This is a genomic window from Streptomyces sp. NBC_00820, assembly GCF_036347055.1.
GTDB lineage: Bacteria > Actinomycetota > Actinomycetes > Streptomycetales > Streptomycetaceae > Streptomyces.
In genome coordinates this window covers 2,218,527-2,239,119 of the sequence record NZ_CP108882.1, presented here as the reverse complement: position 1 = coordinate 2,239,119, position 20,593 = coordinate 2,218,527, and the positions used below count along the sequence as shown (strand labels likewise).

The following is a 20,593-nucleotide window of genomic DNA, read 5'->3' as shown; positions in this document are numbered from 1 at the left end:
AGCGTCCGTTGTCCCACGCTCTGTATCAGCCATTGATACGCGCGGACGGGTCCCGGTGCCGGTCTGAGAGAATTGGGACTGTGATCTCCCGAATCGATCTGCGCGGCGACGCCCTCCCCGAGGGCCCCGCCCTGCGCGACCTGCTGCCCCGAGCCGACTTCGACGTCTCGGCCGCCCTGGAGAAGGTGCGTCCGATCTGCGAGGCCGTGCATCATCGTGGCGACGCGGCACTGATCGACTTCGCGGAGAAGTTCGACGGGGTACGGCTGGAATCCGTCCGTGTCCCGGCGCAGGCGCTCACCGACGCGCTGGAGACCCTGGACCCGGCCGTCCGCGCCGCCTTGGAGGAGTCCATCCGCCGGGCCCGCCTCGTCCACCGCGAGCAGCGCCGCACCACGCACACCACCCAGGTCGTACCCGGCGGCTCGGTGACCGAGAAGTGGGTGCCGGTCGAACGGGTCGGGCTGTACGCGCCCGGCGGCCGTTCGGTCTACCCCTCGTCCGTGATCATGAACGTGGTGCCCGCGCAGGAGGCCGGCGTCGAGTCGATCGCCCTCGCCTCCCCGGCGCAGGCCGAGTTCGGTGGGCTGCCGCACCCGACGATCCTCGCCGCGTGCGCCCTGCTCGGCGTGGACGAGGTCTACGCGGCCGGCGGCGCCACTGCCGTCGCGATGTTCGCCCACGGCACCGAGTCCTGCCCGCCCGTGAACATGGTCACCGGCCCCGGCAACATCTGGGTGGCCGCCGCCAAGCGCTACTTCACCGGCAAGATCGGCATCGACGCCGAGGCCGGCCCCACCGAGATCGCGGTCCTCGCCGACGACACCGCCGACCCGGTGCACATCGCCGCCGACCTGATCAGCCAGGCCGAGCACGACCCGCTCGCGGCGGCCGTCCTCGTCACCGACTCGGCCGAACTGGCCGACTCGGTGGAGAAGGAACTGGAGCCGCAGGTCGCGGCCACCAAGCACATCGAGGACCGCGTCCGCCCGGCGCTGGCCGGCAAGCAGTCCGCGATCGTCCTCGTGGACGGCATCGACGAGGGCCTCAGGGTCGTCGACGCGTACGGCGCCGAGCACCTGGAGATCCAGACCGCCGACGCCGCCGCCGTAGCCGACCGCGTGAAGAACGCGGGCGCGATCTTCGTCGGCCCCTGGGCGCCCGTCTCGCTGGGCGACTACGCGGCCGGATCCAACCACGTGCTGCCCACCGGCGGCTGCGCGTGCCACTCCTCGGGCCTGTCCGTGCAGTCCTTCCTGCGGGGCATCCACATCGTCGACTACACCAAGGACGCGCTGGCCGACGTCGCGCACCACGTGGTCACGCTGGCGGAGGCGGAGGACCTGCCCGCGCACGGCGCGGCGATCAAGGCACGTTTTGCCGAAGGCGAACCATGGAAGCGCGGCTGGAAGGTACCGACGAGCAAGTGACCGGCAACCCCTCCCTGTCCCCCTGGGACGAGCTCCCCATCCGCGACGAGCTGCGCGGCAAGTCCCCCTACGGCGCGCCCCAGCTCGACGTCCCCGTACGGCTGAACACCAACGAGAACCCCTACCCGCTGCCCGAACCGCTGGTCGAGCGGATCGTGGAGCGGGTGCGCGAGGCCGCCCGCGACCTGAACCGCTACCCCGACCGGGACGCGGTCCAGCTGCGCACCGAGCTGGCCAAGTACCTGACGAAGACCGGCAAGTACCCGCTCGGCATCGAGAACGTCTGGGCGGCCAACGGCTCCAACGAGGTCATCCAGCAGCTGCTGCAGACCTTCGGCGGACCGGGCCGCAGCGCCATCGGCTTCGAGCCGTCGTACTCGATGCACGCGCTCATCGCGCGCGGCACGGGGACGCGCTGGATCTCCGGCCCCCGCGGCGAGGACTTCACCATCGACCTCGCCGCCGCCGAGCGGGCGATCGCCGAGAACAGGCCCGACGTCGTCTTCATCACCACCCCCAACAACCCCACGGGCAACGCGGTCCCGCCCGAGACGGTCCTCGCGCTGTACGACGCCGCCCAGGCGGCGGGGCCGTCCATGGTGATCGTGGACGAGGCCTACGTCGAGTTCAGCCACGGCGACTCGCTGCTGCCGCTGCTCGAAGGCCGGCCGCATCTGGTGATCTCGCGGACCATGTCTAAGGCCTTCGGCGCGGCCGGCCTGCGCCTGGGCTACCTCGCCGCGGACCCCGCGGTCGTGGACGCCGTCCAGCTCGTACGGCTGCCGTACCACCTGTCCGCGATCACCCAGGCGACCGCCCTGGCCGCCCTGGAGCACACCGACACGCTGCTGAAGTACGTCGAGCAGCTGAAGGCGGAGCGGGACCGGCTGGTCACCGAGCTGCGCGCGATCGGCTACGACGTCACCGAGTCCGACGCGAACTTCGTCCAGTTCGGACGGTTCGAGGACTCCCACGCGGCCTGGCAGCGGATCCTCGACCGGGGCGTGCTGGTCCGGGACAACGGCGTGCCCGGACGGCTGCGGGTGTCCGCCGGAACCCCCGAGGAGAACGACGCGTTCCTGGACGCGGTACGCGAACTGAAGAAGGAGCTTGACGCATGAACCGCGTAGGGCGCGTGGAGCGCACCACCAAGGAGACCTCGGTCCTGGTCGAGATCGACCTCGACGGCACCGGCAAGACCGACATCGCCACCGGCGTCGGCTTCTACGACCACATGCTCGACCAGCTCGGCCGGCACGGTCTGTTCGACCTCACCGTGAAGACCGACGGCGACCTGCACATCGACTCCCACCACACCATCGAGGACACCGCCCTCGCGCTCGGCGCCGCCTTCAAGCAGGCGCTCGGCGACAAGGTGGGCATCTACCGCTTCGGCAACTGCACGGTCCCGCTGGACGAGTCCCTCGCCCAGGTCACCGTCGACCTCTCCGGCCGCCCCTACCTCGTGCACACCGAGCCCGAGAAGATGGCGCCGATGATCGGCGAGTACGACACCACGATGACCCGGCACATCCTGGAGTCCTTCGTCGCCCAGGCGCAGATCGCGCTGCACGTGCACGTCCCCTACGGGCGCAACGCGCACCACATCGTGGAATGCCAGTTCAAGGCGCTCGCCCGGGCGCTGCGCTATGCCAGCGAGCGCGACCCGCGCGCCGTCGGCATCCTCCCGTCCACGAAGGGCGCGCTGTAAACCCATGACCGGTCTGTCCACCGTCCTGATCGTCGTCGGCCTCTTCCTCGTCGGCGGCATCATCTCCTTCGTCAAGCAGGACATGCCGAGGAGCCTCGTCGTCCTGCTCTCCATCGGCGCCGGCATGTGTCTGGTCGCGGGCGTCATGCGGCTGGGGGTGTGGAGTTGAGCGACCCCAAGAAGGTCGTGGTCTTCGACTACGGCTTCGGCAACGTCCGCTCCGCCGAACGCGCCCTCGCGCGCGTGGGGGCCGACGTCGAGATCACCCGTGACTTCGACAAGGCGATGAACGCCGACGGCCTGCTGGTGCCGGGCGTGGGCGCGTTCGCCGCCTGCATGGAGGGCCTGCGCGCCGCCCGCGGCGACTGGGTCGTGGACCGCCGGCTGTCCGGCGGACGGCCTGTGATGGGCATCTGCGTCGGCATGCAGATCCTCTTCGCACGCGGCATCGAGCACGGCGTGGAGACCGAGGGCCTGGACGAGTGGCCCGGCACGGTCGGCCCGCTCGACGCCCCCGTCGTCCCGCACATGGGCTGGAACACCGTGGACGCCCCGGCCGACTCGGAACTGTTCGCCGGCCTCGACCCGGACGACCGCTTCTACTTCGTGCACTCCTACGCCGTGCAGGACTGGACCTTCGAGCAGCTCAACGCCGCCATGGTGCCGCCGAAGGTGACCTGGTCGACCTACGGCGGGCCCTTCGTGGCCGCGGTGGAGAACGGTGCCCTGTCGGCCACCCAGTTCCACCCCGAGAAGTCCGGCGACGCCGGCGCCCAGCTCCTCACCAACTGGATCGGAACCCTGTAGACCATGGCCAAGCTCGAACTGCTCCCCGCCGTCGACGTCCGCGACGGCCAGGCCGTCCGCCTCGTGCACGGCGAGTCCGGGAGCGAGACGTCGTACGGCTCCCCGCTGGAGGCCGCTCTCGCCTGGCAGCGCGCCGGCGCCGAATGGCTGCACCTGGTCGACCTGGACGCCGCGTTCGGCACCGGTGACAACCGGGACCTGATCGCCGAGGTGGCCGGGGCGATGGACATCAAGGTGGAGCTGTCCGGCGGCATTCGCGACGACGACACGCTCGCCGCCGCCCTGGCCACCGGCTGCACCCGCGTCAACCTCGGCACCGCCGCCCTGGAGACCCCGGAGTGGGTCGCCAAGGTCATCGCCGAGCACGGCGACAAGATCGCGGTCGGCCTGGACGTGCGCGGCACCACCCTGCGCGGCCGCGGCTGGACCCGCGACGGCGGCGACCTCTACGAGACGCTGGCGCGCCTCGACAAGGAGGGCTGCGCCCGCTACGTCGTCACCGACATCGCCAAGGACGGCACCCTCCAGGGCCCCAACCTGGAGCTGCTGCGGGGCGTCTGCGCCGTCACCGACCGGCCGGTCGTGGCGTCCGGCGGCGTGTCGTCGCTGGACGACCTCCGGGCCATCGCCGACCTGGTACCCCTCGGTGTGGAGGGCTCCATCGTCGGCAAGGCCCTGTACGCCAAGGCGTTCACGCTGGAAGAGGCACTGGAGGCTGTGGCCCGGTGAGCGACGTACGACGTGTGAGCACGGGTGCGCCCTGGGAGGAGCAGTTCGGCTACTCCCGTGCGGTGGAACTGCCCAGCGGCCTGGTGCTGGTCTCGGGATGCACGTCCATCGTGGACGGGCAGATCGCCGGGGGCGGCCCGTACGAGCAGGCGGTCAACGCCTTCAATGTCGCCCTGGCCGCGCTGGAGCGGCTGGGGCTCGGCCGTGACGACGTCGTGCGCACCCGCATGTACATCACCCATGCGCGGGACGTAGACGAGGTCGGGCGCGCCCACAAGGAGCTGTTCGACACCGTCCGGCCCGCCGCAACCATGATCATCGTCTCCGGTTTCGTGGACCCCAGCCTGGTCGTCGAGATCGAGGTGGAGGCGTTCCGAGGAGTTCCCGCATGACCCTGGCCGTACGAGTCATCCCCTGCCTGGACGTGGACAACGGCCGGGTCGTCAAGGGCGTCAACTTCCAGAACCTGCGCGACGCGGGCGACCCCGTCGAGATGGCCAAGGTGTACGACGCCGAGGGCGCCGACGAGCTGACCTTCCTGGACATCACCGCGTCCTCGGGCAACCGGGAGACGACCTACGACGTGGTGCGGCGCACCGCCGAGCAGGTGTTCATCCCGCTCACGGTCGGCGGCGGCGTCCGCACGGCCGAGGACGTGGACAAGCTGCTGCGCGCGGGCGCCGACAAGGTCGGCGTGAACACCGCGGCCATCGCCCGCCCGGAGCTGATCCAGGAGATCGCCGAGCGCTTCGGCCGGCAGGTGCTGGTGCTGTCGGTGGACGCGCGCCGCACGGCGTCGGGTTCGTTCGAGGTGACGACCCACGGCGGCCGCAAGGGCACCGGCATCGACGCCGTGGAGTGGGCGCACCGCGCCGCCGAGCTGGGCGCCGGGGAGATCCTGCTGAACTCCATGGACGCCGACGGCACCAAGGACGGCTACGACCTGGAGATGATCGCCGCCGTCCGCAAGCACGTGTCCGTGCCGGTGATCGCCTCCGGCGGCGCGGGCCGGCTGACCGACTTCCCGCCGGCCGTCGACGCCGGCGCGGACGCGGTGCTGGCCGCCTCCGTCTTCCACTTCGGCGACCTGCGCATCGGCGACGTGAAGCGGACGCTGCGGGAGGCGGGGCACCCGGTGCGGTGACCTCGCACCGAGCCGCGACAGATGCGAAAGGAAAGTTGCGCAAGATTTGTTGTGCAACTTTCCTTTCCTGTCTAGTGTTCGGTTCATGACATCCGGGGGGAACCGTCCCATCACCGATGTGGGCACACTGAAGGCGCTCGCACACCCGCTGCGCATGAGGCTGTACCGAGCCCTCTGCGTGGGTGGCGAGGCGACCGCCTCGCACCTGGCCGACCAGGTCGACGAGGCCGTCTCGCTGGTCAGTTACCACCTGCGCAAGCTCGCCTCGCACGGCCTGATCGAAGAGGCCGAGGCGCAGAGCGCCGACGGCCGGGAACGCTGGTGGCAGCCCTCCTCGCAGGGGGTCAGCATCCGCGGCGAGGACTTCCGGGACGCTCCCGAGAAGGCGGCCGCGCACCTGGCGGCGACCCGGCTCTTCCACGAACAGCGCGCCGACATGCACCGCCGCTACCTCGACGAGCGCGCCACCTGGGGCGCCGAGTGGAACGCCGCCGCACCGGACACCGAGTCCCTGCTGCGCCTCACCGCGGCCGAACTGGGCGAGCTGCGTGAGGAACTGATCGCTCTGGCGAGGAAGTACGACGAGAAGGGCCGGCGTGCCGAGGCCGCCGGCGACACCGAAGGGCGCGAGAACGTCGCGCTGCATGCGTACGGCTTCCCGTTCCGTGTCTGAGAAGGACTGCTGACTTGACCACCGTCACCGCCGTACCCGTCGCGCAGCGGCACGCCCACCGCGACCCCAACGTCCTGCGCTGGCTGGGTGCCTACACCTCCTCGATGCTCGGCGACAACGTCTACTACCTCGCCCTGTCCTGGGCCGCCGTCCAGGCGGGCACCCCCGCCCAGGCCGGGCTCGTGATGTCGGTCAGCGCGCTGCCGAGGGCCGTGCTGATGCTGGGCGGAGGCGTGATCGCCGACCGCTTCGGCCCGCGCCGGGTCGTCATAGGCAGCGACGCCGTGCGCTGCGCGGCGGTGCTCGCGGTGGCCGCCCTGCTCTTCCTCACCAGCCCCGGGCTGTGGCCGCTCGCGCTGCTGGCGCTGCTCTTCGGCACCGTCGACGCCGTGTTCATGCCCGCGGTGGGCGCGCTGCCCGCCCGGATCACCGGCCGGGACCAGCTCACCCGGGTCCAGGGCATGCGGGGCCTCGCCATCCGCTTCGCCAGTGTGGTCGGCGCCCCGCTCGGTGGACTCGGTGTGGCGGTCGGCGGCGCGGCGGCCGCGTTCGGCCTGGCCGGGCTGCTCATCGCGGTGTCGGTGCCGCTGCTGATCTCCGTACGGATGCGGGAGCTGCCCGGCGAGCAGGTCTCCGAGGAGGGCTCCGACTCCGAGCAGGTCTCGGAGCGGGTTTCCGAGAAGGTCTCCGCGGGCGCCTGGCAGGACCTCAAGGCCGGACTCGCCTACATCCGCGGCCACCGCGTCCTCGCCCCGCTGATGCTGGCCATAGCCCTCGGCGACCTCGGCTTCGTCGGCCCCCTCAACGTCGGCCTGACCCTGCTCGCCGACCGCCGCGGCTGGGGAGCCTCCGGGATGGGCTGGGTGCTCGCCGGGTTCGGGGTCGGCGCGGCCACGGTCTCGCTGCTGCTGACCGTGCGGGGCCGCCTGCCGCGCGCCGGACTGGTGGCCGGGTGCGCCTGCACCGCCGGCGCCGTCGCCGTGGGCTCCCTCGGCCAGGCCTCCAGCCTCCCCGTCGCCGTCGGCATCGCCCTGCTCATCGGGCTGGTCAGCGGGCTCAGCGGCGCCATGTGCGGCGCCCTGCTCCAGACCCAGGGCGACCCCTCCTACCTCGGCCGGGTCACCTCCGTCGCCAGCCTGGTCAGCCTCGGCTTCGCCCCGCTGAGCATGCCGTTCGCCGCCGCCGCGATCGGCGCCTGGGGCCTCGGCCCGGTCTACCTGGTCAGCGCGGCCGTCTGCGGGCTCGGCGGAGTCGTCTTCCTCTGCTTCCCGGCCCTGCGCCGCGCGGAACTCCCGGCCTGACGGACCGCACGGGGACCCGGCCTGACGGATCGTACGGGCCCGGCCCGGCGGCTGTCCCGGACTCCCCGCCCGGCCGCCGGTGTTCAGCCCAGCGGCTCTGTCAGCTGCACCAGGTTGCCGACCGTGTCGTCGAACACCGCCGCCAGTACCGGCCCCTGCTCCTGCGGCGGATGCGTGAAGCGGACGCCCAGGGCGCGCAGGCGGTCGTACTCCGCCGGCAGGTCGGTCACGGAGAACACGATGCAGGGGATCCCGGCGTCGTACAGCGCCGTGCGGTACGGGTCGGCGATGGGGTTGCGGCCCGGCTCCAGCAGTAACTGCACATCCCGCTGGGCCCCGTGGGGCGCGCCGACCGTGACGAAGAGCGCGCCGTCGCCGAGGTCCATGTGCAGCCGGGTCTCGAACCCCAGGACCTCGGTGTAGAAGGCGTGCGCCTTCGCCACGTCCTCCACGTACACGTGCGTCATCGCGACCTTGATCATGGCGGCGGCGCCCCCGGTCTCAGATGCCCAGCTGCCTGGACTCGTGCACCTTCTCGATCGCGTCCGCGTCCCCCTCCAGGGCCACGGCGGCGACACCCTGCCGGCCGTACGCGAACATCAGCAGCTCCGAGGGCTCACCGGTCACCGTGACCACCGGAGTGCCCCGGTGCGCCACCGTCGTCCGGCCGTCCGGGCAGCGCAGCACCAGGCCGGTCGGCGCGCCCCGGTCCATCAGCCGGGCCGAACGCTCCAGGTTCGACCACAGCGTGTCCTGGAACACCGGGTCCAGCTCGCGCGGGCTCCAGTCGGGCTGCGCGCGGCGGACGTCCTCGGTGTGGACGTAGAACTCGACCGTGTTCGCCGCCTCGTCGACCTGCTTCAGCGCGAACGGCGAGAACCGCGGCGGCCCCGTGCGGATCAGCTGGAGCAGCTCCTCGTACGGCTTCGCCGCGTACTCAGCCGTCACCCGCTCCAGGCGCGGCGCGAGCTGCTTGATGACAAGGCCCCCGGCCGCGTCCGGGCGCCGCTCGCGCACCACCACGTGCGCGGCCAGATCCCGGGCCCGCCACCCCTCGCACAGTGTCGGGGCATCCGGTCCGACGGTTTCCAAAAGGTCGGCGAGCAGCAGCCGTTCACGCTTGGCGAAGGTCGACATGGAGCCAGCGTACGACCATACAAAACGCCTGCCCACCGGACACGCGCAGTGACTGTCCGTGCCAGGCGGCACAATGGCACCCATGACCAGTACGACCGGCGGCCCCCGCCCCACCAGCCTCGATCCAGCGATCGCCGCCCGCCTCAAGCGCGACGCCGACGGCCTCGTCCCCGCCGTCGCCCAGCAGTACGACACCGGCGAGGTGCTGATGCTCGGCTGGATGGACGACGAGGCGCTGCACCGCACCCTGACCACCGGCCGCTGCACGTACTGGTCCCGCAGCCGGCAGGAGTACTGGGTCAAGGGCGACACCTCCGGCCACTACCAGTGGGTCAAGTCCGTCGCCCTGGACTGCGACGCCGACACACTGCTGGTCCGGGTGGACCAGGTGGGCGCCGCCTGCCACACCGGCGACCGCACCTGCTTCGACGCCGACGTCCTGCTGAGGGACGACGTCTCCGGCACGCCCGCCTCGGATCAGTAAGGTCTGCCGCCATGGATCTCGAGACCTTCCGCAAGCTCGCCACCGACCGGCGTGTCGTCCCGGTCACCCGCAAGCTCCTCGCCGACGGCGACACCCCGGTCGCCCTCTACCGCAAGCTCGCCGCCGAGCGAACCGGAACATTCCTGCTGGAATCCGCCGAGAACGGCCGATCCTGGTCCCGCTACTCCTTCGTCGGTGTCCGGTCCGCCGGGACACTGACGGAGCGCGACGGACAGGCGCACTGGCTCGGTACCCCGCCGGTCGGCGTCCCCGTCGACGGCGACCCGCTCGCCGCCCTGCGCGCCACCCTCCAGGCCCTGCACACCCCGCACCAGGAGGGCATGCCGCCCTTCACCGGCGGCATGGTCGGCTACCTCGGCTACGACATCGTCCGCCGCCTGGAGAAGATCGGCCCCGGCGAGCGCGACGACCTGAAGCTGCCCGAGCTGACCATGCTCCTCACCAGCGACCTCGCCGTGATGGACCACTGGGAGGGCTCGGTCCTGCTGATCGCCAACGCGATCAACCACAACGACCTCGACACCGGCATCGACGACGCCTACGCCGACGCCGTCGCCCGCCTGGACGCCATGGAGGCCGACCTGGCCCGGCCGGTCGCCCAGCCTCCGGCTGTCCTGCCGCCCTCCGAACTGCCCGAGTACACCGCGCTGTGGGGCGGCCCCGACTTCCAGGAAGCCGTCGAGGACGTCAAGGAGCGCATCCGCGCGGGCGAGGCCTTCCAGGTCGTGCCCTCCCAGCGCTTCGAGACCCCGGTCACGGCGAGCGCGCTGGACGTCTACCGGGTCCTCAGGGCCACCAACCCCTCGCCGTACATGTACCTGTTCCGCTTCGACGGCTTCGACGTCGTCGGCTCCTCGCCCGAGGCGCTGGTGAAGGTCGAGGACGGGCGCGCGATGGTCCACCCCATCGCCGGCACCCGGCACCGCGGCGCCACCCTGCAGGAGGACCAGGCGCTCGGCGAGGAACTGCTCGCCGACCCCAAGGAGCGTGCCGAGCACCTGATGCTCGTCGACCTCGGCCGCAACGACCTCGGACGGGTCTGCGAACCCGGCTCGGTGGAGGTCGTCGACTTCATGTCGATCGAGCGCTACTCGCACGTCATGCACATCGTCTCCACGGTGACCGGCAAGGTGTCCGAGGGCCGCACCGCCTTCGACGTGCTCACCGCGTGCTTCCCGGCGGGCACCCTCTCCGGCGCCCCCAAGCCCCGCGCGATGCAGATCATCGACGAACTCGAGCCCTCCCGCCGCGGCCTGTACGGCGGGTGCGTCGGCTACCTCGACTTCGCCGGCGACTCCGACACCGCCATCGCCATCCGCACCGCCCTGCTCCGGGACGGCACCGCCTACGTCCAGGCCGGCGCCGGCATCGTCGCCGACTCCGATCCGGTCGCGGAGGACAACGAGTGCCGCAACAAGGCGGCGGCCGTGCTGCGGGCGGTGCACACCGCCAACCGGCTGGGACGGGCCTGAGCGGATCCGGGACCAACCCCGGGTGACGGTTCGCCCGGGGTTCAGGCGATAGTGGATGACGTGACTACTGCCGTACCCCACCCCCGTTCCGACTCCTCGACGGCCTCCGCACCCGTCCGGTCCGGCCGGCGGAGCCTCGCCATGGCCCTGATGTTCGGTGCGCTCGGCGCGGCCGTCGCGTTGCTCTCCACCCGGCAGCGCTGGTCGGAGGGCACCGCGACGGTGGCCGGCGGCGCCTTCCCGCTGGTCGCCAAGGGCAGCGACGTCACCGGCGTCCCCGCCGCCCTCGCCGTCGTGGGCCTCGCCGCGCTCGTCGCCGTGTTCGCCGTCCGCCGGGCCGGCCGTCTCCTCGTCGCCGCCCTGCTCGCGCTCTCCGGCGCCGGCATCGTCGTGGCCGCGCTCTCCGGCGCCTCGGACGACTCCGCGCTGGACGACAAGGCAGCCGAGGCCACCGGAGACGCCTCCGCCACCGTCGCCTCCCTCACCCACACCGGCTGGCCCTACGTCGCGGCCGCCGGCGGCGTCCTGATCCTGCTCGCCGGGCTGCTCGCCCTGCGCTACGGCGGCCTGTGGCCCGCCATGTCCGGCCGCTACGAGCGCGGCGGCGAGCGCCCCCGGCGCACGGCCCGCCCGGTCGACCCAGAGCGCCCCGAGGAGATCTGGAAGGCCCTGGACCGCGGCGAGGACCCCACCGGAGCCTGAGCCGCGTCCCTTCCCCGGCCCACGCCGCCGACTGTGGCGAACCAGACGGCACCCCCGCGTCCGGCACGCGCACGCGTACGGGACAATGGAGGGCGAGTGTCCGGCTCGGACAGTTCCGGGTCGGACGGTTCCGGCCCTGACGGTGACGGGCGGGCCCGGAAACGTACGACACGAACGTCGCGAACTACGACACGTACAGCAACGAGGAGCAAGTCATGGCGGGCAGCAGCCACGGTCACACCCCGGCCGCCTGGACCGGCGTCACCATCGCCTTCATCGGTTTCTGCGTCGCGGGCGCCTTCATGGTGATGGCCCAGCCGGTCGGCTTCTGGGCCGGCATGGCGATCGTGGTCCTCGGTGGCGTCGTGGGCGCCGTCATGCGGGCCATGGGGCTCGGCATGCCCAAGCAGGCCACCGCCCTCACCTACCAGGCCGCCCCGGCCGCGACCCGCGAGCCGGCCGGCGCCCAGAGCTGAGCGCCGCCCCGCACGTCCCGCGAGGGGCGGCCCGCGCACCCCACCGGTGCCGGGCCGCCCCTCGCGCGCGTTCCGGGGGCCCGCCGGGCAGAATGCCAGGGTGAACGCCGACCGCCGTCTCGCCCCGGGCCCGACCCCGCTCACCGCACCGCGCCCGGCGGACCCGCCCGGCCCCCTGTGGCAGCGCCTCGCCGCCCCGGCCGGGGCCCTCGCGGCCGTGGCCACGGCCTTCGCCTACGTCGGCGCCGTCGACCCCGGCGAGCCCGGCCACTACCCCGTCTGCCCGCTGTACCGGTTCACGGGCCTGTACTGCCCCGGCTGCGGCGGACTGCGCAGCGCGCACGCCTTCATCCACGGCGACCTCCTCGCCGCCCTGCGGGACAACGCGGCGGGCGTGGCGGCCTACCTCGGCTTCGCCGTGCTGTGGACCGCCTGGGTGGTCCGGGCCGCGCGCGGGAGACCGGTGCGGATCGATCCGGGCCCGGCCCCGCTGTGGATCGCCGGCACATTGCTGCTGGCCTTCACCGTTGTCCGGAACCTGCCGTTCGGTGGCTGGTTGCACCCTTGATCGAACAGGGGGTGTCCAGGTAATGGAACCGGAGGGCACCGGATGCGAGCCCTCGGCCCTCCTGCGGATACCATCGAAGTGACCATGGGTTCACGAACCCATCAGGAACCACCGTAGGTACCACCGTCTGAAAGGGGGCCGCTCGCGTGAGTGTGCTCGACGAGATCATCGACGGAGTCCGGGCCGACCTCGCGGAGCGGCAGGCACGCGTCAGCCTCGACGAGCTCAAGGAGCGCGCGGCCAAGGCGCCCGCCGCCAAGGACGGCGTCGCCGCCCTCAAGGGCGACGGCGTCAAGGTGATCTGCGAGGTCAAGCGCTCCAGCCCGTCCAAGGGCGCGCTGGCCGCGATCGCCGACCCGGCCGGGCTCGCCGCCGACTACGAGGCCGGCGGCGCCGCCGTCATCTCCGTCCTCACCGAACAGCGCCGCTTCGGCGGCTCGCTGGCCGACCTGGAGGCCGTCCGCGCCCGCGTCGACATCCCGGTGCTGCGCAAGGACTTCATCGTCACGTCGTACCAGCTGTGGGAGGCCCGCGCGTACGGCGCCGACCTCGCGCTGCTGATCGTGGCGGCCCTGGACCAGCCGGCCCTGGAGTCGCTGATCGAGCGTGCCGTCTCCATCGGCCTCACCCCGCTCGTCGAGGTGCACGACGAGGACGAGGTCGAGCGTGCCGTGGACGCGGGCGCCAAGATCATCGGCGTCAACGCGCGCAACCTGAAGACCCTGGAGGTCGACCGCGCCACGTTCGAGCGGGTCGCCCCGGAGATCCCCGACCACATCGTCAAGATCGCCGAGTCCGGCGTGCGCGGACCGCACGACCTGATCGCCTACGCCAACGCGGGCGCCGACGCGGTACTGGTCGGCGAGTCCCTCGTCACCGGCCGCGACCCCAAGACGGCCGTAGCCGACCTGGTCGCGGCGGGCGAGCACCCCGCACTGCGGCACGGCCGGAACTGAACCTTCGCTAAGCTGGGCGTCGAGATGCTTCCGATCACCTTCGCGACGCGGGACCCCCATGCCCGCCTCGCCCGCGGCTGCCGGCCCCGAGGCTGCCGTGCCCCCGCGCGGCGGGTGCACGGGCGGCGGGTCCGCTATGTGATCGGCGACGAACCCGGCCAGGTCAACGGCATGCGATGGCAGCACGCTGTGCGCGTGTCCCCCGCGGTGAGCTGAACCGCCCCCTCCAGACGGAACACCGGCCGCCTTCACCGGCTCGTGACACCCCACACCCCCTGGGTTCGTGGTGCACGAGGCCCGGCTCATGGTGCGCGAAGTCCGGCTCGTGATGTACGAAGCCCAGCTCGTGACGCACGATGAAGCCGCGGACGGTCCGGCACCACCGGTCCGCGACGCCGCGGCCGGGCGCCCTCGCGGCGGACCGGCCGGGACCGTTCCGGACCGGCCGCCCCCGATGGCACCGGATTCTGTGAGATCTTTGCCCGGCCCCGCCGAGAACGCGGCCGTCGGGCAGGTGGGTCAGCACGCCCGAAACACAGCGCGCGCACCAGCACGTACCCCAAGTCCGAGCAACCCGGGGCCCTGCCCCTGCGAGGTATCCGCATGCCCAGCCAGTTCTTCATTCCCGACCCCGAGGGTCACGTCCCCACCGCCGAGGGCTACTTCGGCGCGTTCGGCGGCAAGTTCATCCCGGAGGCCCTGGTCGCCGCCGTGGACGAGGTCGCCGTCGAGTACGACAAGGCCAAGGCCGACCCCGAGTTCGCCCGCGAGCTCGACGACCTGCTGGTGAACTACACCGGCCGCCCCAGCTCCCTCACCGAGGTGCCGCGGTTCGCCGAACACGCCGGTGGCGCACGGGTGTTCCTCAAGCGCGAGGACCTCAACCACACCGGCTCGCACAAGATCAACAACGTGCTCGGGCAGGCCCTGCTCACCAAGCGCATGGGCAAGACCCGCGTCATCGCGGAGACCGGCGCCGGCCAGCACGGCGTCGCCACCGCCACCGCCTGCGCCCTGTTCGGCCTCGAGTGCACCATCTACATGGGCGAGATCGACACCCAGCGCCAGGCCCTCAACGTGGCCCGCATGCGCATGCTGGGCGCCGAGGTCGTCGCGGTGAAGTCCGGCAGCCGCACGCTGAAGGACGCCATCAACGAGGCCTTCCGCGACTGGGTCGCCAACGTCGACAACACCCACTACCTCTTCGGCACCGTCGCGGGACCCCACCCCTTCCCGGCGATGGTCCGCGACTTCCACCGCGTCATCGGCGTGGAGGCCCGCCGGCAGATCCTGGAGCAGGCCGGCCGGCTGCCCGACGCCGCCATCGCCTGCGTCGGCGGCGGCTCCAACGCCATCGGCCTCTTCCACGCCTTCATCCCCGACGCGGACGTCCGCCTGATCGGCTGCGAGCCCGCCGGACACGGCGTGGAGACCGGCGAGCACGCGGCCACCCTGACCGCGGGCGAGCCCGGCATCCTGCACGGCTCCCGCTCCTACGTCCTGCAGGACGAGGAGGGCCAGATCACCGAGCCGTACTCGATCTCCGCCGGCCTCGACTACCCCGGCATCGGCCCCGAGCACGCCTACCTCAAGGACTCCGGCCGCGCCGAGTACCGCGCGGTCACCGACGACGCGGCCATGCAGGCCCTGCGCCTGCTGTCGCGCACCGAGGGCATCATCCCGGCCATCGAGAGCGCCCACGCCCTCGCCGGCGCCCTGGAGGTCGGCAAGGAGCTGGGCCCGGACGGGCTGATCATCGTCAACCTCTCCGGCCGCGGCGACAAGGACATGGACACCGCCGCCCGCTACTTCGGCCTCTACGAAGCCGACGCCGAGGTTGCCGCCAACGAAGCCGACACCGCCGAGATCGAGGGGGACGCCAAGTGAGCGGCAACATCCACCTGCTGTCCGACACCCTCGCCGCCGCCAGGGCCGAGGGGCGCGCCGCGCTCATCGCCTACCTCCCGGCCGGGTTCCCGACCGTGGACGGCGGCATCGAGGCGATCAAGGCCGTCTTCGACGGCGGCGCCGACATCGTCGAGGTCGGCCTGCCGCACAGCGACCCCGTCCTGGACGGTCCGGTCATCCAGACCGCCGACGACATCGCCCTGCGCGGCGGCGTGAAGATCGCCGACGTCATGCGCACGGTCCGCGAGGCCCACGAGGCCACCGGCAAGCCGGTGCTCGTCATGACGTACTGGAACCCCATCGACCGTTACGGCGTGGAGCGGTTCACCGCCGAGCTGGCCGAGGCGGGCGGCGCGGGCTGCATCCTGCCCGACCTGCCGGTCCAGGAGTCGGCGCTGTGGCGCGAGCACGCCGAGAAGCACGGCCTCGGCACGGTCTTCGTCGTGGCTCCCAGCAGCAAGGACGAGCGGCTCGCCGAGATCACCGCTGCTGGCAGCGGCTTCGTCTACGCCGCCTCGCTGATGGGCGTCACCGGCACCCGTGAGTCCGTCGGCGCGCAGGCCCATGACCTGGTGGAGCGCACCCGGGCCACCGGCAGCGGCCTCCCGGTCTGCGTCGGCCTCGGCGTCTCCAACGCCACCCAGGCCGCCGAGGTCGCCGGCTTCGCCGACGGTGTCATCGTCGGCTCGGCGTTCGTGAAGCGGATGCTGGACGCCGCCGACCACGCCTCCGGGATCGACGCGGTCCGCGAGCTGGCCGGCGACCTGGCCAAGGGCGTGCGCCGACAGGCGTAGCCACACCGGAGCGCGCGACGCGCTTCACATGGGCGCCCATCAGGCGACAACGGAATATTTCGGTCACTCGAACGGGTGGACCTCCGGCCGGGGAGGCGCGCTGCGCCTCCCCGGTTCGTTCTGGGGGTGTGAGCGAGAAGAACCGTGACGGAAAGCGGACCGCCCGCGAGCGGCTGGTGGTCGAGCGCGAGAAGCAGAAGTCCGCGGAGAAGCGCCGGCGCGCCCTGATCGTGGGCGCGAGTGTCGTCTGCGTCCTCGGGCTGGCGGCGGTGATCGGCGTGATCGCCGCGAACGCGGGAAAGAAGAAGGGAAGCAGCGCCGGCCCGGTCGTGGCGCCCTCCGGCGCGCAGGGCAAGGACAGCCTCGCGATCCCGGTCGGCAAGGACGGCGCCAAGTCCACGCTCACGGTCTGGGAGGACTTCCGCTGCCCGGCCTGCCAGGACTTCGAGACGCGCTACCGCCCGGTCCTGCACGAGCTGGCCGACGCGGGCAAGCTCAGAATCGACTACCACCTGGTCCGGCTGATCGACGGCAACATGGGCGGCACCGGCTCGCTGCGCGCGGCCAACGCGGCGGCCTGCGCCCAGGACGCCGGAAAGTTCCGCGACTACCACGACGTGCTGTACGCGAACCAGCCTCCGGAGAGCAGCGACGCCTTCGACGACGCGAAGCTGATCGAGCTGGCCGGCAAGGTGCCGGGCCTGGACACCCCCGCGTTCCGCAAGTGCGTCAAGGACGGCACCCACAACAGCTGGGTGAACAAGTCCCACCAGGCCTTCCAGACCGGCGGCTTCACCGGGACGCCCACGGTGCTGTTCGACGGCAAGAACATCTACCAGGACCAGACGATGACCCCGGCGAAGCTCAAGCAGATGGTGGAGGCGGCGGACCGAGGGTAAGCGTGTTTCTCACGCGCCCGTTATGGAGCCGTAGCCGGTCCGCCTGCCGCCCACGCGGCCCGGCACGGTAGCGTCGACCTTGCCATGGAACTTGCCTACATTCCCAGCCCGTCGCACGGGGTGCTGTACCTCGGCCCCGTTCCGCTGCGCGGTTACGCCTTCTGCATCATCATCGGTGTCTTCGTCGCCGTCTGGCTCGGCAACAAGCGCTGGATCGCCCGCGGCGGGCGGCCCGGCACGGTGGCCGACATCGCGGTCTGGGCCGTGCCCTTCGGCCTCGTCGGCGGCCGGCTCTACCACGTGATCACGGACTACGAGCTGTACTTCAGCGACGGCCGTGACTGGGTGAACGCCTTCAAGGTGTGGGAGGGCGGCCTGGGCATCTGGGGCGCGATCGCGCTCGGCGCGGTCGGCGCGTGGATCGGCTGCCGTCGCCGCGGGATCCCGCTGCCCGCCTACGCCGACGCCATCGCCCCCGGTATCGCCTTCGCGCAGGCCATCGGCCGCTGGGGCAACTGGTTCAACCAGGAGCTGTACGGCCACGCGACCCACGTTCCGTGGGCCCTGCACATCACCTCCTCCGAGGGCGGCCGGGTCCCGGGCTACTACCACCCGACCTTCCTCTACGAGTCCCTGTGGTGCGTCGGCGTCGGATTCCTGGCCATCTGGGCCGGCCGCCGCTTCGCGCTCGGTCACGGGCGGACCTTCGCGCTGTACGTCGCCGCGTACTGCGTGGGCCGCGGCTGGATCGAGTACATGCGGGTCGACGACGCCCACCACATCCTGGGCCTGCGCCTCAACGACTGGACCGCCCTGATCGTCTTCCTGCTGGCGGTCACGTACATCGTGCTCTCCGCGAAGCTGCGACCGGGACAGGAGGCCGTGGTGGAACCGGCCGCCCCCGACGGCCCGGCTGAAGAAGGCGCCGCCGAAGACGCGGAGGCCGACGCCGAGCCGGATGCCGGCGCGGACGCCAAGGCCGGGACCGACGCGGACGCGAAGGCCGACGCCGTGACCATGACCAAGGCGGAAGCCAAGGGCAAGGCGGAGGCCAAGGGCAAGGAGACCGCGGGCAAGGCCGACGTCGAGCCCGACGCCGAGGCCGAGCCGGAACCGGTGGAGGCGAAGGACACGGCGGAGTCGGCGAAGAAGGGCTGACGACCGCTCGCACGCCGACGAGGGCGCCCGGAACTCTCCGGGCGCCCTCGTCGTGTGCGGGGGTGGTCACGGCGCGATCGGCCCCCGCCGTTCGCGTGGCGGCGCGGTGCCGGCCCGGTCTCAGTTCCTGCGGGTCAGGGACAGCGTCCGGTGGGCCAGCGCCACGGCCGCCGCGTCGATGAACCGGCCGTCGGGCAGCGCCTGGGCGCCCTGGTCGGTGGCCGCCGCCTTGAGGACCGTCTCGGCCTCCTCGATCTCGTAGGGGGTGGGGAGGTAGACCCGCTCGATCACCGGGAGCTGGCGGGGGTGGATCGCGGCGCGTCCCAGGAAGCCGAGGGCGCGGCCGCGGGCGCAGGACGCGGCGAGACCGTCCAGGTCGCGGATGTCGGGGTGGACGGACTGGGACGGTGGGGCCAGACCGGCCGCACGGGCGGCGACGACCACGCGGGAGCGGGACCAGTCGAGGCCGGCGTCGGCCCGCAGGCCCAGGTCGGCCCGGAGGTCGGCCTCACCGAGGGAGATGCCCCGCAGGGAGGGGTGGGCGGTGGCGATCGCGTAGGCGTGCTCGATGCCGAGGGCCGACTCCAGCAGCGCGTACAGCGGCAGCGGGGTGGCCACGGCGATCTGCCGGATCTCGGATGCCGACGTCACCTTCGGCAGCCGCAGCCCGGACACCCCCGGCAGGCCGGCCAGCGCGGCCAGGTCCGCCGCCGCCCGGTCGGTGTCCAGGGCGTTGACGCGGACGTGCACCGGGACCTGCTGCGGCTCGGCCAGGCGCTCGGCGGTGGCGGCGCGGGCGTACTCCTTGCGGTCGGGGCCGACCGCGTCCTCCAGGTCGATCACCACCACGTCGGCGCCCGCGGCCAGCGCCTTGGTGACGACGTGCGGGCGGTCTCCGGGGACGTAGAGCCAGGTGAGCGGGCACCTCGGAAACTCGGTCACAGGGCACCTTCCTCGCGCAGGGCGTGCAGGTCGGACGGGGTGAGGCCCAGTTCGGTGAGGACGGCCTCCGTGTCGGCGCCGTGCGGGCGGCCCGCCCAGCGGATCGCGCCGGGGGTCGCGGAGAGCCGGAAGAGGACGTTCTGCATGCGCAGCGGTCCCAGCTCCGGGTCGGGCACGGTGGTGACCGTGTCCAGCGCCTGGTACTGGGGGTCGTCCAGCACACCGCGGACGTCCTGGACGGGAGCCACCGCGGCCTCCGCCTTCTCGAAGGCCGCCAGGACCTCGTCGCGGGTGCGGGCGGCGATCCACGGGGCGACCGCCGCGTCCAGGACGTCCGCGTGCGCGGCGCGCTCCGCGCCCGTGGCGAACCACGGCTCCTCGGCCAGCTCGGGGCGGCCAACCAGCCGTACGACCCGCTCGGCCACCGACTGCGCGGAGGTGGAGACGGCGACCCAGGAGCCGTCGGCGGTGCGGTAGGTGTTGCGCGGGGCGTTGTTCGCCGACCGGTTGCCGGCGCGTTCCTGCACGTAGCCGAGCTGGTCGTACCAGGTCGGCTGGGGGCCGACGACCGCGAGCATCGGCTCGATGATCGCCATGTCCACGACCTGGCCCTCGCCGGTCCGCTCGCGGGCGGCCAGCGCCGTCATGACCGCGTACGCCGTCGCCAGGCCCGCGACCGCGTCCGCGAGCCCGAACGGCGGGAGCGTCGGCGGCGCGTCCGGTTCGCCGGTGAGGGCCGCGAAGCCGCTCATCGCCTCGGCGAGGGTGCCGAAGCCGGGCCGGTGCGCGTACGGACCGAACTGGCCGAAGGCGGTGACCCGGGCGAGGACCAGCCGCGGGTTGGCGGCGGACAGCTCCGCCCAGCCCAGGTCCCACTTCTCCAGGGTGCCGGGGCGGAAGTTCTCGATCACCACGTCGGCGGTGGCGGCGAGGCGCAGCAGCGTGGTCCGGCCGCCGGGTCTGGACAGGTCGAGGGTGATCGTCCGTTTGTTGCGGCCGAGCACCTTCCACCACAGGCCCACCCCGTCCTTCGACGGGCCGTGCCCGCGCGAGGGGTCGGGCCGCCCCGGATGCTCCACCTTGATCACCTCGGCGCCGAAGTCACCGAGGTGCGTGGCGGCCATGGGCCCGGCGAAGAGCGTGGCCAGGTCGAGCACCCGCAGCCCGTCGAGAGGGCGGCCGCGCGGGGGCCCGGAAGAGGCCGGGGAAGGAGACGGGGAGCGGGGCGGGGCGGGGGACCGGGAAGGGGCCGCGGACCGGGACGGACCCGGGGACGGGGCC

At 72.5% G+C, this 20,593-nt stretch carries 25 protein-coding genes; 21 read left to right on the top strand and 4 right to left on the bottom strand.

All coding sequences use genetic code 11. The annotated features are described in order from the left end of the window. Nucleotides 1-80: 80 nt before the first annotated feature. The 10 genes from hisD (at nt 81) to OIB37_RS10170 (ending at nt 7,795) form a co-directional block, all read left to right on the top strand. Nucleotides 81-1,430 carry a histidinol dehydrogenase gene (gene hisD, locus OIB37_RS10215; protein WP_330457231.1) on the top strand — a complete coding sequence of 450 codons (1,350 nt, stop codon included), beginning with the start codon at nt 81-83 and terminating at the stop codon, nt 1,428-1,430. Then, nucleotides 1,427-2,551: a histidinol-phosphate transaminase gene (locus tag OIB37_RS10210; protein WP_443058135.1), complete on the top strand. Its 1,125-nt coding sequence runs from the start codon at nt 1,427-1,429 to the stop codon at nt 2,549-2,551. The genes hisD and OIB37_RS10210 overlap by 4 nt, the downstream gene beginning before the upstream one ends. Then, the gene (gene hisB, locus OIB37_RS10205) at nt 2,548-3,141 is read left to right on the top strand and encodes an imidazoleglycerol-phosphate dehydratase HisB (RefSeq protein WP_330457230.1); all 594 of its coding nucleotides are present in this window, start codon (nt 2,548-2,550) and stop codon (nt 3,139-3,141) included. The genes OIB37_RS10210 and hisB overlap by 4 nt, the downstream gene beginning before the upstream one ends. 4 nt (nt 3,142-3,145) lie before the next feature. After that, entirely contained in the window at nt 3,146-3,310 is a 165-nt protein-coding gene (locus OIB37_RS10200) for a hypothetical protein (RefSeq protein WP_330457229.1), read from the top strand. Continuing rightward, nucleotides 3,307-3,948, top strand: coding sequence for an imidazole glycerol phosphate synthase subunit HisH (gene hisH, locus OIB37_RS10195; protein WP_330457228.1), 642 nt, complete (start codon nt 3,307-3,309; stop codon nt 3,946-3,948). Before OIB37_RS10200 ends, hisH begins: the two co-directional genes overlap by 4 nt. Nucleotides 3,949-3,951: 3 nt before the next feature. Beyond that, nucleotides 3,952-4,677: a bifunctional 1-(5-phosphoribosyl)-5-((5-phosphoribosylamino)methylideneamino)imidazole-4-carboxamide isomerase/phosphoribosylanthranilate isomerase PriA gene (gene priA, locus OIB37_RS10190; RefSeq protein WP_330457227.1), complete on the top strand. Its 726-nt coding sequence runs from the start codon at nt 3,952-3,954 to the stop codon at nt 4,675-4,677. Further along, nucleotides 4,674-5,069 carry a RidA family protein gene (locus tag OIB37_RS10185; protein ID WP_330457226.1) on the top strand — a complete coding sequence of 132 codons (396 nt, stop codon included), beginning with the start codon at nt 4,674-4,676 and terminating at the stop codon, nt 5,067-5,069. The genes priA and OIB37_RS10185 overlap by 4 nt, the downstream gene beginning before the upstream one ends. Further along, nucleotides 5,066-5,821 carry an imidazole glycerol phosphate synthase subunit HisF gene (hisF, locus tag OIB37_RS10180; protein WP_330457225.1) on the top strand — a complete coding sequence of 252 codons (756 nt, stop codon included), beginning with the start codon at nt 5,066-5,068 and terminating at the stop codon, nt 5,819-5,821. The genes OIB37_RS10185 and hisF overlap by 4 nt, the downstream gene beginning before the upstream one ends. Nucleotides 5,822-5,906: 85 nt before the next feature. Next, nucleotides 5,907-6,494 (top strand): ArsR/SmtB family transcription factor, encoded by a 588-nt coding sequence (locus OIB37_RS10175; protein WP_330457224.1) that lies wholly within the window; start codon nt 5,907-5,909, stop codon nt 6,492-6,494. 104 nt (nt 6,495-6,598) lie between these two features. Further along, nucleotides 6,599-7,795, top strand: coding sequence for an MFS transporter (locus OIB37_RS10170; protein WP_443058261.1), 1,197 nt, complete (start codon nt 6,599-6,601; stop codon nt 7,793-7,795). A gap of 83 nt (nt 7,796-7,878) precedes the next feature. Here the strand turns inward: OIB37_RS10170 and OIB37_RS10165 are convergent, their stop codons facing one another. Further along, the gene (locus OIB37_RS10165) at nt 7,879-8,277 is read right to left on the bottom strand and encodes a VOC family protein (protein ID WP_330457222.1); all 399 of its coding nucleotides are present in this window, start codon (nt 8,275-8,277) and stop codon (nt 7,879-7,881) included. 19 nt (nt 8,278-8,296) lie between these two features. Then, entirely contained in the window at nt 8,297-8,932 is a 636-nt protein-coding gene (locus OIB37_RS10160; protein ID WP_330457221.1) for a TIGR03085 family metal-binding protein, read from the bottom strand. Between the two features lie 82 nt (nt 8,933-9,014). Here OIB37_RS10160 and hisI point away from each other — a divergent pair, with 82 nt between their 5' ends. The 11 genes from hisI to lgt all read left to right on the top strand — a co-directional run bounded on the left by hisI (nt 9,015) and on the right by lgt (nt 18,370). After that, a complete protein-coding gene (hisI, locus tag OIB37_RS10155) occupies nt 9,015-9,416 on the top strand; it encodes a phosphoribosyl-AMP cyclohydrolase (RefSeq protein ID WP_330457220.1) in 402 nt (133 codons plus the stop codon). 11 nt (nt 9,417-9,427) lie between these two features. Then, entirely contained in the window at nt 9,428-10,909 is a 1,482-nt protein-coding gene (locus OIB37_RS10150; RefSeq protein ID WP_330457219.1) for an anthranilate synthase component I, read from the top strand. Nucleotides 10,910-10,969: 60 nt separating this feature from the next. After that, on the top strand, nt 10,970-11,611 hold the full coding sequence (locus OIB37_RS10145) for a TIGR02234 family membrane protein (protein WP_330457218.1): 642 nt from the start codon (nt 10,970-10,972) through the stop codon (nt 11,609-11,611). A 215-nt stretch (nt 11,612-11,826) separates the two neighbouring features. Further along, entirely contained in the window at nt 11,827-12,087 is a 261-nt protein-coding gene (locus tag OIB37_RS10140; protein ID WP_330457217.1) for an HGxxPAAW family protein, read from the top strand. Between the two features lie 175 nt (nt 12,088-12,262). After that, nucleotides 12,263-12,655 carry a DUF2752 domain-containing protein gene (locus OIB37_RS10135; protein ID WP_330461810.1) on the top strand — a complete coding sequence of 131 codons (393 nt, stop codon included), beginning with the start codon at nt 12,263-12,265 and terminating at the stop codon, nt 12,653-12,655. A gap of 146 nt (nt 12,656-12,801) precedes the next feature. After that, the gene (gene trpC, locus OIB37_RS10130; RefSeq protein WP_330457216.1) at nt 12,802-13,611 is read left to right on the top strand and encodes an indole-3-glycerol phosphate synthase TrpC; all 810 of its coding nucleotides are present in this window, start codon (nt 12,802-12,804) and stop codon (nt 13,609-13,611) included. A gap of 24 nt (nt 13,612-13,635) precedes the next feature. Beyond that, a complete protein-coding gene (gene trpM, locus OIB37_RS10125; RefSeq protein WP_330457215.1) occupies nt 13,636-13,827 on the top strand; it encodes a tryptophan biosynthesis modulator TrpM in 192 nt (63 codons plus the stop codon). Nucleotides 13,828-14,214: 387 nt separating this feature from the next. After that, nucleotides 14,215-15,498, top strand: coding sequence for a tryptophan synthase subunit beta (gene trpB / locus OIB37_RS10120; RefSeq protein ID WP_330457214.1), 1,284 nt, complete (start codon nt 14,215-14,217; stop codon nt 15,496-15,498). Continuing rightward, complete coding sequence (trpA, locus tag OIB37_RS10115) at nt 15,495-16,313, top strand: tryptophan synthase subunit alpha (protein ID WP_330457213.1); 819 nt, start codon at nt 15,495-15,497, stop codon at nt 16,311-16,313. The genes trpB and trpA overlap by 4 nt, the downstream gene beginning before the upstream one ends. Before the next feature lie 128 nt (nt 16,314-16,441). After that, on the top strand, nt 16,442-17,212 hold the full coding sequence (locus tag OIB37_RS10110; RefSeq protein WP_330457212.1) for a DsbA family protein: 771 nt from the start codon (nt 16,442-16,444) through the stop codon (nt 17,210-17,212). Between the two features lie 84 nt (nt 17,213-17,296). Continuing rightward, nucleotides 17,297-18,370, top strand: coding sequence for a prolipoprotein diacylglyceryl transferase (gene lgt, locus OIB37_RS10105; RefSeq protein ID WP_330457211.1), 1,074 nt, complete (start codon nt 17,297-17,299; stop codon nt 18,368-18,370). A gap of 120 nt (nt 18,371-18,490) precedes the next feature. On the opposite strand, the gene OIB37_RS10100 is transcribed toward lgt, so the two are convergent. Both OIB37_RS10100 and OIB37_RS10095 read right to left on the bottom strand, forming a co-directional pair. Further along, entirely contained in the window at nt 18,491-19,312 is an 822-nt protein-coding gene (locus OIB37_RS10100) for an HpcH/HpaI aldolase/citrate lyase family protein (protein WP_330457210.1), read from the bottom strand. Further along, complete coding sequence (locus tag OIB37_RS10095) at nt 19,309-20,436, bottom strand: CaiB/BaiF CoA transferase family protein (protein ID WP_443058260.1); 1,128 nt, start codon at nt 20,434-20,436, stop codon at nt 19,309-19,311. Before OIB37_RS10095 ends, OIB37_RS10100 begins: the two co-directional genes overlap by 4 nt. Nucleotides 20,437-20,593 lie beyond the last annotated feature (157 nt).

Excerpts from the sequence above, each read along its gene's own strand:
- hisB (WP_330457230.1), top strand. The coding sequence starts at position 2,548 with ATGAACCGCGTAGGGCGCGTGGAGCGCACCACCAAGGAGACCTCGGTC.
- OIB37_RS10200 (WP_330457229.1), top strand. The coding sequence starts at position 3,146 with ATGACCGGTCTGTCCACCGTCCTGATCGTCGTCGGCCTCTTCCTCGTC.
- priA (WP_330457227.1), top strand. The coding sequence starts at position 3,952 with ATGGCCAAGCTCGAACTGCTCCCCGCCGTCGACGTCCGCGACGGCCAG.
- hisF (WP_330457225.1), top strand. The coding sequence starts at position 5,066 with ATGACCCTGGCCGTACGAGTCATCCCCTGCCTGGACGTGGACAACGGC.
- OIB37_RS10175 (WP_330457224.1), top strand. The coding sequence starts at position 5,907 with ATGACATCCGGGGGGAACCGTCCCATCACCGATGTGGGCACACTGAAG.
- OIB37_RS10170 (WP_443058261.1), top strand. The coding sequence starts at position 6,599 with ATGCTCGGCGACAACGTCTACTACCTCGCCCTGTCCTGGGCCGCCGTC.
- OIB37_RS10165 (WP_330457222.1), bottom strand. The coding sequence starts at position 8,277 with ATGATCAAGGTCGCGATGACGCACGTGTACGTGGAGGACGTGGCGAAG.
- OIB37_RS10160 (WP_330457221.1), bottom strand. The coding sequence starts at position 8,932 with ATGTCGACCTTCGCCAAGCGTGAACGGCTGCTGCTCGCCGACCTTTTG.
- hisI (WP_330457220.1), top strand. The coding sequence starts at position 9,015 with ATGACCAGTACGACCGGCGGCCCCCGCCCCACCAGCCTCGATCCAGCG.
- OIB37_RS10150 (WP_330457219.1), top strand. The coding sequence starts at position 9,428 with ATGGATCTCGAGACCTTCCGCAAGCTCGCCACCGACCGGCGTGTCGTC.
- OIB37_RS10140 (WP_330457217.1), top strand. The coding sequence starts at position 11,827 with ATGGCGGGCAGCAGCCACGGTCACACCCCGGCCGCCTGGACCGGCGTC.
- trpM (WP_330457215.1), top strand. The coding sequence starts at position 13,636 with ATGCTTCCGATCACCTTCGCGACGCGGGACCCCCATGCCCGCCTCGCC.
- trpB (WP_330457214.1), top strand. The coding sequence starts at position 14,215 with ATGCCCAGCCAGTTCTTCATTCCCGACCCCGAGGGTCACGTCCCCACC.
- lgt (WP_330457211.1), top strand. The coding sequence starts at position 17,297 with ATGGAACTTGCCTACATTCCCAGCCCGTCGCACGGGGTGCTGTACCTC.
- OIB37_RS10095 (WP_443058260.1), bottom strand. The coding sequence starts at position 20,436 with ATGGCCGCCACGCACCTCGGTGACTTCGGCGCCGAGGTGATCAAGGTG.